Annotated in this window: 12 protein-coding genes; 1 reads left to right on the forward strand and 11 read right to left on the reverse strand. The window is 57.0% G+C overall.

Going from position 1 to position 15,766, the window contains the following annotated elements; genetic code table 11:
* Nucleotides 1-56: 56 nt before the first annotated feature.
* Nucleotides 57-1,013 (forward strand): GGDEF domain-containing protein, encoded by a 957-nt coding sequence (locus LG327_RS14850; protein WP_404363047.1) that lies wholly within the window; start codon nucleotides 57-59, stop codon nucleotides 1,011-1,013.
* Nucleotides 1,014-1,050: 37 nt separating this feature from the next.
* Here the strand turns inward: LG327_RS14850 and rluB are convergent, their stop codons facing one another.
* The 11 genes from rluB to sdhA form a co-directional block, all read right to left on the reverse strand.
* Nucleotides 1,051-2,031: a 23S rRNA pseudouridine(2605) synthase RluB gene (gene rluB, locus LG327_RS14855; protein WP_404363049.1), complete on the reverse strand. Its 981-nt coding sequence runs from the start codon at nucleotides 2,029-2,031 to the stop codon at nucleotides 1,051-1,053.
* A gap of 97 nt (nucleotides 2,032-2,128) precedes the next feature.
* Entirely contained in the window at nucleotides 2,129-2,797 is a 669-nt protein-coding gene (gene scpB, locus LG327_RS14860) for an SMC-Scp complex subunit ScpB (protein WP_404363051.1), read from the reverse strand.
* Between the two features lie 49 nt (nucleotides 2,798-2,846).
* Nucleotides 2,847-3,686: a segregation and condensation protein A gene (locus tag LG327_RS14865; protein ID WP_404363053.1), complete on the reverse strand. Its 840-nt coding sequence runs from the start codon at nucleotides 3,684-3,686 to the stop codon at nucleotides 2,847-2,849.
* 33 nt (nucleotides 3,687-3,719) lie between these two features.
* Nucleotides 3,720-4,895, reverse strand: a complete 1,176-nt coding sequence (locus LG327_RS14870; protein ID WP_404369455.1) for a tryptophan--tRNA ligase — start codon at nucleotides 4,893-4,895, stop codon at nucleotides 3,720-3,722.
* Between the two features lie 248 nt (nucleotides 4,896-5,143).
* Complete coding sequence (sucD, locus tag LG327_RS14875; RefSeq protein ID WP_404363055.1) at nucleotides 5,144-6,016, reverse strand: succinate--CoA ligase subunit alpha; 873 nt, start codon at nucleotides 6,014-6,016, stop codon at nucleotides 5,144-5,146.
* Complete coding sequence (gene sucC / locus LG327_RS14880; RefSeq protein WP_404363057.1) at nucleotides 6,016-7,182, reverse strand: ADP-forming succinate--CoA ligase subunit beta; 1,167 nt, start codon at nucleotides 7,180-7,182, stop codon at nucleotides 6,016-6,018. Before sucC ends, sucD begins: the two co-directional genes overlap by 1 nt.
* 169 nt (nucleotides 7,183-7,351) lie before the next feature.
* On the reverse strand, nucleotides 7,352-8,809 hold the full coding sequence (lpdA, locus tag LG327_RS14885; RefSeq protein WP_404363059.1) for a dihydrolipoyl dehydrogenase: 1,458 nt from the start codon (nucleotides 8,807-8,809) through the stop codon (nucleotides 7,352-7,354).
* A 36-nt stretch (nucleotides 8,810-8,845) separates the two neighbouring features.
* Nucleotides 8,846-10,105, reverse strand: coding sequence for a 2-oxoglutarate dehydrogenase complex dihydrolipoyllysine-residue succinyltransferase (gene odhB / locus LG327_RS14890; RefSeq protein ID WP_404363061.1), 1,260 nt, complete (start codon nucleotides 10,103-10,105; stop codon nucleotides 8,846-8,848).
* Between the two features lie 26 nt (nucleotides 10,106-10,131).
* Entirely contained in the window at nucleotides 10,132-12,966 is a 2,835-nt protein-coding gene (locus tag LG327_RS14895; protein WP_404363063.1) for a 2-oxoglutarate dehydrogenase E1 component, read from the reverse strand.
* A 310-nt stretch (nucleotides 12,967-13,276) separates the two neighbouring features.
* On the reverse strand, nucleotides 13,277-13,981 hold the full coding sequence (locus tag LG327_RS14900; RefSeq protein ID WP_404363064.1) for a succinate dehydrogenase iron-sulfur subunit: 705 nt from the start codon (nucleotides 13,979-13,981) through the stop codon (nucleotides 13,277-13,279).
* 11 nt (nucleotides 13,982-13,992) lie between these two features.
* Nucleotides 13,993-15,765 (reverse strand): succinate dehydrogenase flavoprotein subunit, encoded by a 1,773-nt coding sequence (gene sdhA, locus LG327_RS14905; RefSeq protein WP_404363066.1) that lies wholly within the window; start codon nucleotides 15,763-15,765, stop codon nucleotides 13,993-13,995.
* Nucleotide 15,766: the final 1 nt, after the last annotated feature.

The raw sequence follows: 15,766 nt of genomic DNA on the forward strand, positions 1-15,766 counted from the left end.
AACTGTTTATGGCATTTTTTATGCTTAACCTCGGTCAAACGACCAGGGAGTTTACTATGGCAGGCACAACCACACCGTTTATCGTCCGTAAAAACGATGGACCAGGGAACCTGGCGGCATTAAGGAAGGCAACCCGGCAATGGAGCGAAGTCGATAATGGCTTCTCAAGACTCAGCCGGCGCCTGGCAACTTCCCTGTCCCTGGAGACTCTCATTGCGATATTCGCCGAGGAACTCGCAGCACTCGTGCCGTATCAGCAGCTGACTTACCGTCATCAGATTGGCAAAAGCGATTTCGTCTTTTCCACTGGTCTTGGTGGGGCGCACCGGTGCGATTACCGGCTGACCCTGGAGGGAGTCAACTATGGTGGCCTCACCCTGAGTCGCAAGAGCCGGTTTACGGAGGAGGAACTGGCTGGCATTGAGCAGGCTCTGGCCATTGCGATCTGCCCAATACGTAATGCCTGCCAGTACGCCAGCGTGCATCAGGCGGCGCTGACGGATTTCCTGACACAGCTCCCAAACAAGCGCGCCCTGGACGAGGCCATGGAGCGGGAATGCTCCCTGGGAGAACGCCATGGTGACAGCTGTTCCCTGATTCTTTGTGATCTGGACCATTTTAAACGGGTCAACGACAGCTACGGCCACATCATCGGCGATCACATTCTGAAAGCAACCGCCCTGGAACTGGCAAAGGCTACCCGGAACAGCGACAGTGTTTACCGGTTCGGAGGTGAAGAATTCGCCATCATCCTGCCCCACACCAGTGAAGCAGAAGCCCGGACAGTGGCCGACCGGATCCGTGAATTCATTGCCAGCATCGAAGTACGTTGCAGCGGCAGAGATGTCCAGACCACAGCCAGTGCGGGCATTGCCATGCGCCAGCCGGGCGAGACGCCAGAGCAATGGCTGGCCCGCGCAGATGAAGCGCTTTACCGGGCAAAGGCCCAGGGTCGTAACTGCACGCGGATGGCAGACAGCATTCCCAATCAGAAAGCACAGCGCCCCTGTTAAGGAGCCCCTGAGCCAGAAGCGCCCACCCTGATTTAGTTCAGGTTCGTTTTACTGACGTGCGGCTGCGTCCTTTGCTGGCACCTTTGGTCTTCCTGTCACTCACCTGCCACTTTCTGTCGCCGGGTTTCTTCTCGGGCCTCGCTGGCTGTTTCCGCTGCTTGCGTTCCATGGCTTCCTTTTCCCCCGGCGTCTTGACGGGAAGAGCGATGGGCTCAAGATCTACCCGGCGACTCAGATCATCCACGCCTTTCTGATCCATCTCTTCCCACTTGCCAACGCTCAGGCGGCTCGGCAGAAACGTCGGCCCGTACCGCACGCGTTTGAGCCGGCTTACCTGGACTCCCTGGGACTCCCAGAGCCGTCTCACTTCCCGGTTTCGCCCCTCAAAGAGGGTTACGTGAAACCACCGGTTGATTCCGCTACCGCCTGCAGGGGAGATATCGGAAAATCTTGCCATGCCGTCTTCAAGCATAACCCCGTCAATCAGCCGCTTCAGCATGGCATCATCCACCTCACCGAAGACCCGCACTGCATATTCGCGATCAACCTCACTCGCCGGATGCATCAGCCGGTTGGCGAGTTCACCATCGGTGGTAAACAGCATGAGACCGCTGGTGTTGATATCAAGCCGGCCGATGGCAACCCACCGGTGATCCCTGAGTCGGGGAAGGCTGTCGAACACAGTGGGCCGGCCTTCCGGATCTTTTCGCGTAGAAACCTCCCCCTCCGGCTTGTTATAGACCAGCACCCGGCGCACCGTGACAGCTGTGCTGGCAAGATCCAGACGGCGTCCATCGAGTTCTATTCGGTCTGCAGCAGTTACCTTGATACCAGGCTCAGCAGGCTGGCCATTGACCGTAATGCGACCGGCTTCTATCCAGGTTTCCACCTCCCGACGGGAACCAATACCGGCACGGGCCAGCATTTTCTGCAGCCGTTCCGGACCGCTGCTGGTTGCGGTCGTCCTGTGGCCAATCTGCTTGCGTGGGCGCTCTTTACGGGGGCGTTCAGACGCCATTAACTCTTCCTTATCGATCGGCAGGGACTGTTCGTCTGTGCCATGTCTTATGTGTAAGTTTCGCCACTAACTCGTCGCCAATGACGTTCCTGATTATTTAATGGAATCTGTGGTCCCGGGGCTCATCGCCCTCGTCTGCCGCATCATGACCGCCGTCTGACTCACTGATCTCCGGTGGCTCAAATTCAATCTCAGCCTGGATGGTTTTCTCGATTTCCCGGCCAATTTCTTCCAGGTCGCGAATCTCGGACAATGGCGGCAACTGGTCCAGACTGGCAAGACCGAAGTAGTCCAGGAACTGGCGGGTCGTGGCATACATCGCCGGTCGCCCGGGAACGTCGCGGTGGCCAACCACCCGGACCCACTCACGCTCAAGAAGGGTGCGCACGATGTTGCTGCTTACGGTGACCCCCCGGATTTCCTCAATTTCACCCCGGGTAATGGGCTGACGGTAAGCGATCAGCGCAAGAGTCTCAAGCAGCGCCCTGGAGTATCGCTGGGGTTTTTCTTCAAACAGTTTCCCCACCCACCCGGCGTACTCCTGGCGAACCTGCACCCGGTAGCCGCTGGCAACTTTCTTCAGTTCAAAACCTCGGCCCTCGCAGGACTGCTCCAGCTGAACCAGAGTGTGCTCCATTATCTGGCGCGCCGGTCGCTCACCCTCATCGAACAGATCCCGCAACTGCTCCAGGGACAGAGGCCTGCCGGCGGCCAGCAGTGCCGCTTCCACAATTGCCTGAAGCTGCCGGATGTTATCTTCGTTCATACCACCTGATACCCGGAGTTGCTCAATCGTTTGTATCCGTGTTCCAGCATTAGCCGGCAGCCCTTGCCCGGACGTGGATGGGGCCCAGAACCTCTGCCTGAACCACCTCCACCAGCTGTTCCTTGACCAGTTCAAGGGTCGCCAGAAATGTCACCACGACACCGAGGCGACCTTCTTCGATGGTAAAGAGGCTTTCAAAACTGATAAACCGCTCATCAATCAGGGCTGCGAGAATCGCAGACATGCGTTCCCGCGTCGACAGCCGCTCCCGTTCGACATGGTGACTCGTAAAAAGATCCGCCCGCCGTAGAACCCCCTGCAGCGCCAGCAGCATCTCGTGAAGATCCACATCAGGCACCGTCTGGCTGCTGGGCAGCCGGGGGAGCGACGCGCTGCCGCTGAAATGGTCCCGTTCCAGACGCGGCAACTGGTCCAGATCCTCGGCAGCCTGCTTGAACCGTTCGTATTGCTGCAGGCGGCGGATCAGTTCGGCTCTGGGGTCAAGCTCTTCCTCATCTTCCGATTCCTGCCGGGGCAGCAGCATGCGGGACTTGATTTCAGCAAGGGTGGCCGCCATCACCAGGTACTCCGCAGCCAGTTCAAACCGCATGGACTCGACCGCGCCGATGTAATCCATGTACTGCCGGGTAATTTCACTGACATCAATATCGAGGATGTTCATGTTCTGGCGGCGAATCAGATACAGCAGCAGGTCAAGCGGACCTTCAAAGGCCTCCAGAAAGACAGCCAGTGCATCTGGCGGGATATACAGATCTTTCGGCATATCCACCAGGGGCCGGCCGGACACACGGACAATGGGATCCGGTCGCGGCCTGCCTTCAGCCAGGCTATCGACAACACCCTGGTCTGCTGACGCCTCTTCAGTCATCACAGTGATCCGGACAGCAAAAATTCACCAGTATCAACGATACCGCAACCCCATCACAGCGCGCACTTCATCCAGCGTGTCCCGGGCGGCATCGCGCGCCTGCTCGCAACCCTCATCAAGAATTGAACGCACCAGATCCGGATTCCCTTCATATTCCCTGGCCCGCTCGTGCAATGGCCGCTGCTCTTCCACGATCGCATCAATTACCGGCTTTTTGCAGTCAAGACAGCCTATGCCGGCACTGCGGCAGCCGGTCTGGACCCATTCCTGCACCTCGGAATCTGAATAGACTTTGTGGAGATCCCATACCGGGCACTTTTCCGGCTCTCCCGGATCGGTTCTGCGGACACGCTGGGGATCCGTCTGCATGGTTCGGATCTTGACTGCAACGGTATCAGGGTCCTCTCTGAGCCCGATGGTGTTGCCATAAGACTTGGACATCTTCTGCCCGTCCAGCCCGGGCATTTTCGAATCCGGTGTAAGCAGCGCCTGGGGCTCGGGCAGAATCACCTTGCCGCCGCCCTCTATGTATCCGTAAAGCCTTTCCCGGTCACCGAGGGAAATGTTCTGTTGTTCCTTGAGAAGCGCCCGCGCAGTATCGAGAGCCTCCATGTCTCCTTCTTCCTGGTAACGTCGCTTGAGGGCGCGGTAAAGTTTTGCGTTCTTCTTGCCCATCTTGACGATGGCGCCCTCCGCCTGCTCCTCAAACCCCGGCTCGCGCCCATAGATATGATTGAATCGCCGCGCCAGCTCCCGGGTTATCTCTATATGGGAAACCTGGTCAGCGCCCACCGGGACACGACCCGCACGGTACATGAGGATATCCGCGCTCTGAAGCAGTGGATAGCCGAGAAAACCGTAGGTTGCGAGATCTTTCTCACGAAGTTTCTCAATCTGGTCCTTGTAGGTGGGCACCCTCTCAAGCCAGCCGAGAGGTGTGATCATCGACAGCAGCAGATGCAGTTCCGCGTGTTCCGGCACACGGGACTGGATGAACAGAGTTGCCGAACCCGGGTTCACCCCGGCCGCGAGCCAGTCGATAACCATGTCCCAGACACTGGCCTCGATCATGGAAGGGTCATCGTAATTCGTGGTCAGGGCATGCCAGTCGGCGACAAAGAAAAAGCACTCGAATTCATGCTGGAGTTTGACCCAGTTTTTGAGCACACCATGGTAATGACCAAGATGCAACTTGCCGGTGGGACGCATTCCGGACAGCACACGTTGCTGGGAATCTACAGAACTCAAAGCATGAACTCCTTTGAACAGATCATTGGTTGGTCATCATAAAAGAGAATGACCGGGCATTATAGACTGATGTCGGCCCGAAAAAACCCAGGATTCTCTTTATCATCCCCGACCGTTGCTCTCATCAGTCCCTGACGCTGGATCCCTAACGCAAAAACCCCCGCTATCCGGTCGTCCCGGAGCGGGGGTTTTCTGAACGGACCAGCGGTTTACCAGCCAGTCACTTCCTTCAGTGCCTTGCCAATGTCAGCCAGGCTGCGCACGGTCTTGACGCCTGCGTCTTCCAGAGCAGCGAATTTCTCATCAGCCGTGCCCTTGCCACCGGCGATGATCGCGCCAGCGTGGCCCATGCGCTTGCCCGGAGGTGCGGTGACACCGGCAATATAGGCCACCACCGGTTTGGTGACGTTATCCTTGATGAAAGCAGCCGCCTCTTCTTCGGCGCTGCCACCGATCTCACCGATCATGACGATGGCTTCGGTCTTCGGATCTTCCTGCAGCAGTTTCAGGATATCGATGAAGCTAGAACCGGGAATCGGATCCCCGCCGATGCCAACACAGGTGGACTGACCAAAGCCGAAATCCGTGGTCTGCTTGACCGCTTCATAGGTCAGCGTACCTGAGCGGGAAACAACACCCACCCGGCCAGGCTGATGGATGTGACCAGGCATGATACCGATTTTGGACTCACCCGGTGTGATCACACCGGGACAGTTCGGGCCAATCATCCGGACACCGGCACGATCCACATATTCCTTGGCATAGAGCATGTCGATAGTGGGGATGCCTTCGGTGATGCAGACAATCAGCTCAAGGCCTGCATCCGCGGCTTCGATGATGGCATCCTTGCAGAACGGGGCCGGCACATAGATCACGGTTGCTGTAGCACCAGTGGACTCCACAGCCTCACGGACAGTATTGAATACCGGCAGATCGAGGTGCTTCGTGCCACCCTTGCCCGGACTCACGCCACCAACCATGTTGGTTCCGTAAGCAATAGCCTGTTCGGAGTGGAAGGTACCCTGGGCGCCAGTGAAGCCCTGGCAGATAACTTTGGTGTCTTTATTGATCAGGATACTCATTATTTACCCCCTGCGGCTTTAACGACTTCTTCTGCGGCATTCGAGAGACTGGTCCCGGCGATGATGTTCAGGCCGCTGTCAGCGAGTACATCTCTGCCCTTTTCAGCGTTATTGCCTTCGAGTCGAACGACAACCGGCACCTTGACACCCACTTCTTTGACGGCACCGACGATGCCTTCAGCAATCATGTCGCAGCGGACAATGCCACCGAAAATGTTGACCAGCACGGCTTTGACGTTTTCGTCGGACAGGATGATCTTGAACGCCTCGGACACCCGCTCCTTGGTTGCCCCGCCGCCAACGTCCAGGAAGTTGGCCGGCTGGCCGCCGCTGATCTTGATGATATCCATGGTGCCCATGGCCAGACCGGCGCCATTAACCATGCAGCCGATGTTGCCTTCCAGAGCCACGTAGTTCAGCTCCCATTTCGCGGCTTCTGCCTCGCGGGAATCTTCCTGGGAAGGATCCCGCATGTCCCGGAGTTTTGGCTGGCGATAAAGAGCGTTTCCGTCCACACCAATCTTGGCATCCAGGCAGTGCAGATCACCCTTGTCAGTAATGACCAGGGGGTTGATCTCCAGCAGTGCCAGGTCATAGTCCTCAAACAGCTTTGCCAGGCCCATGAAAATTTTGGTGAACTGCTTGATCTGGTCACCCTTCAGCCCGAGTTTGAAGGCCAGTTCACGAGCCTGGTAGGGCTGAGCGCCCACCAGGGGGTCAACCGTTGCCTTCAGGATCTTTTCCGGGGTTTCTTCAGCAACTTTTTCGATCTCCACGCCACCCTCAGTGGATGCCATGAATACGATCCGGCGGCTGCCACGATCAACCACGGCGCCCAGGTAAAGCTCCTGATCGATATTGGTCAGGGACTCAACGAGAATCTTGCTGACCGGCTGGCCATGCTCGTCGGTCTGATAGGTCACCAGGTTCTTGCCGAGCCACTTCTCCGCAAATGCGCGGATATCGTCCTTGTTGTCCAGCAGCTTCACGCCGCCAGCCTTGCCGCGGCCACCTGCATGGACCTGGGCCTTGACCACCCAGCGATCGCCGCCGATCTTGTCCGCAGCCTCTGCTGCTTCCTCTGGCGTGTCACAGGCTATGCCCTTCGATACCGGCAAACCGTATTCAGCAAACAACTGCTTGCCCTGATACTCGTGCAAATTCATAAAAATGTCCTACTTATTGAAAGAGGATTACCGTTTACGGAAGCCGAACCCGCTCAGCGCTACGTCTGCCTGAACCGTCGGGAATAATCTCTTCGTTACTTCCGCGTTTCTGGAAACCGGTCAAAATCACAGGGGTGTGCCACCGGACACCCCTGACTTCAGTTCGCCGCTATTTCTTTTTACGGCGGTTAGCGATATGGATCGCCGCGTCGTTGACGGCCAGCGCCGCCTCATGAACAGACTCAGACAGCGTGGGATGTGCAAAGCAGGTCAGCGCCAGATCTTCTGCACTGGCACCAAACTCCATTGCAATGACACCCTGGGCGACCATCTCAGAGGCCTGTGGTCCCACAACATGGAAACCCAGTATGCGGTCTGTCTTTTCGTCTGCCAGGATCTTCACCATCCCCACGGCCGAATTCGCTGCCATGGCCCGGCCGTTGGCCGCGAATGGGAAGACCCCTACCTTGTACGCTTCGCCGCCATAGGCTTCATTGGCAGACTTGAGCTCCTCTTCGGACTTACCCACCCAGGCTACTTCCGGATGGGTATAAATCACATTCGGAATCAGATCGTAATTGACCTGCGGCTTGTGCCCCGCTATGCGTTCAGCCACCATCACACCCTCTTCCGAGGCCTTGTGGGCGAGCATCGGCCCCCGGACCACGTCACCCACTGCCCAGACACCGGGCGCCTCGGTCTTGCACTGCTCGTCAACGAAGATGAAACCGCGCTCATCAAGCTTGACGCCCGAGTCCTCAGCCAGAAGATTTTCGGTATGGGGCCTACGACCCACGGCAACGATCAGCTTGTCGACCTTGAGCTCATGCTTTCCTTTTGAGTCTTCGTACTGCACCGTAATGACTTTCTTGTCGATCGAGGTTCCAGTGACTCTTGTGCCGAGCTGGATATTCAGCCCCTGCTTTTTGAAGTGCTTGAGGGATTCCTTCGCGATCTGCTGGTCGACACCCGGAAGAAAACTGTCAAGTGCTTCAAGCATGGTTACTTCTGAACCCAGGCGTGACCATACACTTCCCAGTTCGAGGCCGATGATACCGGCCCCTACGACGCCAACCCGCTTCGGCACTTCATCGAACTCAAGCGCACCGGTTGAGCTGACGATCAGGTCATCTTTCAGCCTCGCGGGCGGAATCTCGACCGGTGATGAGCCAGTTGCAATGATGATGTTGTCAGCGCTGTAGGTGCTCTTCTTGCCCTTGCTGTCGGTGACTTCCACCTGACGATTCGCCAATAACCTGCCATGGCCGTGGAGGGCTGTGACACCGTTGGACTTGAAGAGCCCCGCGATGCCACCTGTGAGCTGTTTTACGATGTTGAGCTTACGCTCCATCATTTTGCCAACGTTGACCTTGAGGTCTTTCACCTCAATGCCCTGATCGGCGAAACCGTGGCCTGCCTCTTCGTACTTGTGGGAGATTTCAAGCAGGGCTTTGGACGGGATACAGCCCACGTTAAGACAGGTGCCACCCAGCACCTGCTTGCCATCCTCTTCCGAAGTCCAGGACTCCACACAGGCCGTTTTCAGACCAAGCTGAGCCGCTTTTATGGCAGCCACATAGCCGCCAGGTCCTGCTCCAATGACGATAACGTCGTACTTGTCAGACATGACTTATCCTGTTTTCCGGTTCGTTAAGTAGCAGATTCAGACATCCAGCAGAATCCTTGCAGGGTCTTCAACCATTTCCTTGATAGCGACCAGGAACTGAACTGCTTCCTTGCCGTCGATCATCCGGTGATCGTACGACAGAGCCAGATACATCATGGGCAGTATAACCACTTGGCCATCCACTGCCATGGGACGTTCCTGAATCTTGTGCATGCCAAGAATTGCTGTCTGGGGCGGGTTGAGAATTGGCGTCGACATCAGAGAGCCAAAGACACCGCCGTTGGAAATGGTGAATGTCCCGCCTGTCATTTCCTCGATACCCAGTTTACCGTCTTTCGCCTTGGTGCCATATTCGACGATTTTCTTTTCGATATCTGCCAGGCCCAGAGCGTCAGTATCCCGTAGGACAGGGACAACCAGGCCACGGTCGCTGGAAACCGCTACGCCGATGTCCTGATAACCGTGGTAAACCATGTCGTTGCCATCAATAGAGGCATTCACCGCCGGGAAACGCTTTAGGGCTTCAGTGGAGGCCTTCACGAACAGCGACATGAAGCCGAGCTTGATGCCGTGACGCTTCTCGAAACCGTCTTTGTACTGCTTGCGCAGATCCATCAATGGCTTCATGTTGACTTCATTGAATGTCGTCAACATTGCAGCGTTCTGCTGGGCATTGACGAGACGCTTGGCAATGCTGGCCCGCAGCCGGCTCATGGGAACGCGTTTTTCAGGGCGCTCTCCAGTCGGCACATCGGCAACAGGCACACCCTCCGGCTTCTTCCCGGATACAGGCTCTGCAGCCTTCTTTGCCTTGCCGCTGTCGATATGCGACTGCACGTCTTCCCTGGTCACACGGCCGTCTTTGCCGGTTCCTTCGACCTTTTCCGGGTCAATATCGTTTTCATCGGCCAGTTTGCGGGCTGCCGGGCTGAGCAGGGGCTCTCCACCGGACTTGCCTGATTCCGCGGAAGGCTGTCTGGTCTCTTCGGCCTGCTTTTTCTCAGGCTCATCCTTCTTCCCGGTTTCTTCCTTGCTGCCCGCAGATGCATCTCCCGACGCACCCGCCTTGAAACGGCCGACCACTTCGCCACTTTCGACGGTGTCACCTTCGTCTTTGAGGATTTCTTCAATCACGCCGTCTGCCGGAGCGACAACCTCAAGAACCACCTTGTCGGTTTCGATATCAACAATCAGCTCATCGCGACTGCAGGCTTCGCCTGGCTTTTTGTGCCAGGTCGCAACGGTACCTTCTGCGACCGACTCGGGAAAAACGGGTGCTTTTATATCTGTAGACATCTCTGATCCTTAAGTTCGGTGGCTCGTCAGATTTCAAACGCGGCGTCAACCAGTTTCTTCTGTTCTTCAATGTGCACCGACAGGTGCCCGGCGGCCGGGGCCGCCGAAGCATCCCGACCAGCGTAATCGAGATAGAGCTTTGGGTTCAGGCGGTGCAGCGCATTGCGCATATGGTGTTGACTGCTATACCAGGCACCCTGATTCATCGGTTCTTCCTGACACCAGACCGCCTTCTTCAGTCCGGGGTACCGGCTGAGAATTTCATCCAGGTCGTCACTCGGGAAGGGGTACAGCTGCTCAATCCGGAGAATCACCACGTCATGGCGCTCCTGCGATTTCTTCTTTTCAAGCAGGTCGAAATACACCTTTCCGCTGCACATGATCAGCCGCTCAACATTTTTGGGATCCGACGGCTCCTTTTCCGGCAGCACCGTCTGAAAGGTTCCTTCAGTCAGGTCATTCAGGTCCGAGGTGGCTTCCTTGTGACGCAGCAGGCTCTTGGGCGTTATCGCCACCAGGGGCTTGCGGAGCGGACGCTTCACCTGACGGCGCAGCATGTGGAACGTCTGGGAAGGTGTCGTTGGAACACACACCTGGATATTGTGTTCGGCACAAAGCTGAAGGAATCGCTCGAGCCTGGCCGAGCTGTGCTCCGGACCCTGACCTTCATAACCGTGGGGGAGCAGCAGGGTAAGGCCACAGAGCCGGCCCCATTTATGCTCGCCGCTGGTCAGAAACTGATCGATAACCACCTGCGCACCGTTGGCGAAGTCGCCAAACTGAGCCTCCCATATAATCAGGGATTTTGGCGCCGTAGCCGCATAGCCGTACTCGAATGCCAGCACGGCTTCCTCAGACAGAAGAGTGTCGTAAATCTCAAAGAGCGGCTGCTTGTCTGAAAGGTTCTGGAGCGGTACATGGATATCGCCGTTTTTCTGGTTATGCAGCACGGCGTGCCTGTGGGAAAAGGTGCCGCGACCGACGTCCTGTCCGGTGAGACGTATCGGGTGGCCTTCGTTGAGCAGGGTTGCATAGGCCATCACTTCCCCATACCCCCAGTTGATCGGCATTGCGCCCGCATTCATCTTTTTGCGGTCATCGACTATCTTTGCCACCTGGCGCTGGACCGCAAACCCTTCCGGCAGCTCGCCCATTTTCTTTCCGAGACGCTGGATGGTCCTGAGGGCCACGCTGCTTTTGCACTTGGCCGTCCATTCATGGCCAAGATAGGGCTGCCAGTTAACATACAGCTCCTTGTTTGGCTCCTTGACCAGCGCTTTTACTACATGGTCACCCTTGTCGAGTTCATCGCGGTAATCCAGAGCCATCCGGTCAGCTTCTTCCGAGCTTATCAGGTCCGCTTCGATGAGTTGGTTGGCATAAAGCTCGCGGGTAGTTTTAAGCTTCCGGATCTTTTCGTACATGATCGGCTGGGTGGCTGCCGGCTCGTCGGCTTCGTTATGGCCGCGACGGCGGTAGCAGACCAGATCAATGACCACATCACGCTTGAACTCGTGGCGGTAGTCCATGGCCATCTGGGTAACGAACATGACCGCTTCCGGGTCATCTGCGTTGACGTGCAGAATTGGCGCCTGAACCATCTTCGCCACATCCGTGCAGTATTCTGTTGAGCGGGCATCTTCCTGACGACTGGTGGTGAAGCCCACCTGGTTGTTGATCACGATGTGTACCGTGCCCCCTACCCTGAAGGCGCGGGTCTGGGACATCTGGAAGGTTTCCATCACCACGCCCTGGCCGGCAAAGGATGCGTCGCCATGCATTATGATCGGCACGACCTGGGAGCCATCCGGGTCTTCACGGCGGGTCTGGCGGGCGCGGACGGAACCCACAACGACCGGTGATACTATCTCCAGATGCGATGGATTGAAGGACAGTGCCAGATGCACCTCGCCGCCGTCGGTCATGACATTTGACGAGAACCCCTGATGATACTTGACATCGCCCGAGCCGGAGTCAGCCAGCTTCTTGCCTTCAAATTCGTCGAACAGCTCTTTGGGATTCTTGCCCAGCGTATTCACGAGGACATTGAGACGTCCCCGGTGGGCCATTCCCAGCACAATCTCCTTCGCGCCGTAGCTGCCTGCCCGCTGAATCACTTCATCCAGGCACGGAATCAGGCTCTCACCACCCTCAAGACCAAAACGCTTGACCCCGGGATAACGGGACCCAAGGTACTTTTCCAGGCCCTCCGCTGCAGTCAGGCGCTCCAGAAGGTGCTTCCGGGTTTTGGGTTCAAGCCTGGGGCGTGACCGGACCGGCTCCATGCGCTGCTGAAACCAGCGTTTGATCCGCGTGTCTACGACGTGCATGTACTCTGCTCCGACACTACCACAGTAGGTCTGGCGCAAGCCGTCGTATATATCGCCAAGCTTCATTGTTTCAGCGCCGAAACTCAGCGAACCTGTCTGGAATTCCAGGTCCCGGTCAGCCTCGGAAAGCTCGTGAAAGGACAACTCGAGGTCTTCTACGGGAGGCCGCTCCCAGACCCCCAGAGGGTCCAGTTTTGCTTCCTGATGGCCACGGAAACGAAAAGCGTTGATCAACTGCAGAACACGGATCTGTTTCCTGTCAGCATCGGAGGTTGCAGTTGCAGGGACGCCGGCAGCGGCGAAACGCTGATTCCGGGAAATGTGCTCGAACTGCTCCCTGATGGCGGAATGGGAAACATCCTTGCCATGACGCCCTTCAAGACTGGGCAATCGGTCAAAGTAATTCCGCCATTCTTCGGGAATCGCATTGGGATCAGTCAGGTAGGTTTCGAAAAGCTGCTCGATATAGGCCAGATTCCCCCCCTGAAGATGGGAGGTCTGCCACAACTGCTGCATTACGCTTTCATGCATTTTGAATAGCTCACCTTGGGCTGGTGCGGGGAGCTAACTATGGTCGGCCAGAGATATTTCACAGTCAATACGGGATTTTACGGGATCGACTGATGCCACCACAGCTAACACGGATGTTTTCCGTTCCCTAGTGGTTTTTACTCAGCAAAGCCGTGACCGGGCTTTGTGAGCCCGCCTCACGGCTTCCGTAGTTTGCTCTCCGGTACAGCCAATGGCTATACGCCATTGGTGTAAAGCCTGCCTCGTGGCAGGCTTTACGGGAGGAACCTGGCATTTCCGCACAGTATAGCGGATCCTGCCATTTCTGCCCTCAGGTGGCCCGCTGCAGCAGAAGGTCGCGGATATGGCCGATTGCCTTTGTGGGGTTCAGGCCCTTTGGACAGACAGCTACACAGTTCATGATCCCCCGGCAGCGGAAGACGCTGAACGGATCATCCAGGTCCGACAGCCGCTCCTCCTGCGCCGTATCCCGGCTGTCAGCAAGAAAACGATAGGCCTGGAGCAGCCCGGCTGGCCCCACGAAACTGTTAGGGTTCCACCAGAAGGAGGGGCAGGCCGTTGAACAGCACGCGCACAGAATGCACTCGTACAGTCCGTCCAGCTTTTCCCGGTCCTCGGGGGTCTGCAAGCGCTCAATGGCAGGAGGCGGATTATCGTTAATCAGATAAGGCGAAATTCTCTCGTACTGCTCGTAGAAGATATTCATGTCCACAACCAGATCCCGGATAACCGGCAGCCCCGGTAGAGGACGGATAACGAGCTTGTCTTTTTTTACTACCTCGGACATGGGTGTAATACATGCCAGTCCGTTTTTGCCATTCATGTTCATGCCGTCAGAGCCACAGACCCCCTCGCGGCAGGAACGACGGTAGGCAAGAGTCGGGTCTTTTTCTTTCAGCAGCGCCAGGATATCAAGAACCATGAGATCCTTGCCCTTGGGGATATCAAGGTCAATATCCTGCATGTAGGGCGCATTATCTGTTTCCGGATTATAACGATATACGCTTACGAGCATCTCTTCGTCCCTCAGTAAGTCCGAGCCATGGGCTGGAATGTGTCTACCGTTTTCGGTGCGAAGTTGACATCACGTTTGCCCAGGCGCTTCTCCAGAGGGAAGTACACTGAGTGCTTCAGCCAGTTTTCATCGTCACGCTCGGTAAAATCGTTGCGCGCATGGGCGCCACGGCTTTCGCGACGCTCCATGGCAGAGTACGCAGTCGCGTAAGCCACCTCATACAGGTTATCCAGCTCCAGCGCTTCGATGCGGGCAGTGTTGAACGCCTTGCTCGTATCCCCCAGCTTTACGTTGCGGACACGCTCACCCAGAGCGTCCAGTTTCTTCAGGCCTTCGGCCATGCTGTCGCCGTCACGGAAAACGCCGAAATAGAGTTGCATGCAGTTCTGGAGATCCTTGCGGACCTCAGCCACACTTTCACCTTCGCGGGCGTTGTCCAGCCGCTCAAGGCGGGCCATGGCACGCTTGATGTCTTCCTCGGTCGCCTCGCTGACCTCGTAGCCGGCGCTCAGACGCTCTTCAATGTGAAGGCCTGCAGCACGACCGAAAACAACAAGATCCAGCAGGGAATTACCGCCAAGACGGTTGGCGCCGTGAACAGAGACACAGGCAGCCTCGCCACAGGCGAACAGGCCCTCAATGACCTGGTCCTTGCCGTCCTTGTCCTGAGTCAGGGCCTGGCCCCCTACCGTCGTGGGTATACCACCCATCATGTAGTGGCAGGTCGGCACCACAGGAACAGGATCCTTGACCGGATCAACATGAGCGAAGGTCTTCGACAGCTCACATATGCCCGGCAGACGCAGATTCAGAGTCTCTTCACCGAGATGGTCCAGCTTCAGGAGTACGTGATCCTTTTCGGGACCGCAGCCGCGACCCTCGAGGATCTCGATAACCATGGAGCGGGCAACCACGTCACGTCCGGCGAGATCTTTGGCGTTCGGAGCATACCGCTCCATGAAGCGCTCACCCTCGGAGTTGATCAGATAGCCACCCTCACCCCGACAGCCTTCGGTCACCAGGGTCCCGGCGCCATAAATACCGGTTGGGTGGAACTGCCACATTTCCATGTCCTGCACCGGATAGCCGGCGCGCAATGCCATGCCAATGCCGTCACCGGTATTGATCAGCGCATTGGTGGTGGAGGCATATATGCGCCCTGCACCGCCGGTGGCCAGAACCGTTGCCTTGGCTCGCACGTGCACTACTTCGCCGGTTTCGATTTCAATTGCCACAACGCCAACGACCTGGTTGTCACCATTTTTGACCAGATCCACCGCATACCATTCGTTCAGAAAGGTAGTGCCGCCCTTGAGGTTGGCCTGGTAGAGGGTATGGAGCAGCGCATGACCGGTACGGTCAGCAGCAGCGCAGGTCCGCGCTGCCTGGCCGCCCTTGCCATAATCCTTGGACTGGCCACCAAAGGGCCGCTGATAGATGCGTCCCTGTTCTGTCCGGGAGAACGGCAGGCCCATATGTTCCAGCTCAAATACCGCCTGGGGACCCACGGAACACATGTACTCTATGGCGTCCTGATCACCGATGTAATCAGAGCCCTTGACCGTGTCATACATGTGCCAGCGCCAGTCATCGTTGGGATCAGCGCTGGCAATTGCACAGGTGATTCCGCCCTGGGCTGATACAGTGTGTGACCGGGTGGGAAATACTTTTGTGATACAGGCCGTGTTGACGCCGGACTCGGTAAGCTGAAGCGCAGCACGCATGCCAGCGCCGCCGCCACCGATGACAATTGCATCGTAAGTAATGGTCTTGATCTTAGCCATG

This window comes from Marinobacter sp. (genome assembly GCF_044799475.1).
Classification (GTDB): Bacteria; Pseudomonadota; Gammaproteobacteria; order Pseudomonadales; family Oleiphilaceae; genus Marinobacter.

Excerpts from the sequence above, each read along its gene's own strand:
- odhB (WP_404363061.1), bottom strand. The coding sequence starts at position 10,105 with ATGTCTACAGATATAAAAGCACCCGTTTTTCCCGAGTCGGTCGCAGAA.
- LG327_RS14850 (WP_404363047.1), top strand. The coding sequence starts at position 57 with ATGGCAGGCACAACCACACCGTTTATCGTCCGTAAAAACGATGGACCA.
- sdhA (WP_404363066.1), bottom strand. The coding sequence starts at position 15,765 with ATGGCTAAGATCAAGACCATTACTTACGATGCAATTGTCATCGGTGGC.
- LG327_RS14895 (WP_404363063.1), bottom strand. The coding sequence starts at position 12,966 with ATGCATGAAAGCGTAATGCAGCAGTTGTGGCAGACCTCCCATCTTCAG.
- sucD (WP_404363055.1), bottom strand. The coding sequence starts at position 6,016 with ATGAGTATCCTGATCAATAAAGACACCAAAGTTATCTGCCAGGGCTTC.
- scpB (WP_404363051.1), bottom strand. The coding sequence starts at position 2,797 with ATGAACGAAGATAACATCCGGCAGCTTCAGGCAATTGTGGAAGCGGCA.
- sucC (WP_404363057.1), bottom strand. The coding sequence starts at position 7,182 with ATGAATTTGCACGAGTATCAGGGCAAGCAGTTGTTTGCTGAATACGGT.
- LG327_RS14900 (WP_404363064.1), bottom strand. The coding sequence starts at position 13,981 with ATGCTCGTAAGCGTATATCGTTATAATCCGGAAACAGATAATGCGCCC.
- rluB (WP_404363049.1), bottom strand. The coding sequence starts at position 2,031 with ATGGCGTCTGAACGCCCCCGTAAAGAGCGCCCACGCAAGCAGATTGGC.
- LG327_RS14870 (WP_404369455.1), bottom strand. The coding sequence starts at position 4,895 with ATGCGTCCCACCGGCAAGTTGCATCTTGGTCATTACCATGGTGTGCTC.
- LG327_RS14865 (WP_404363053.1), bottom strand. The coding sequence starts at position 3,686 with ATGACTGAAGAGGCGTCAGCAGACCAGGGTGTTGTCGATAGCCTGGCT.
- lpdA (WP_404363059.1), bottom strand. The coding sequence starts at position 8,809 with ATGTCTGACAAGTACGACGTTATCGTCATTGGAGCAGGACCTGGCGGC.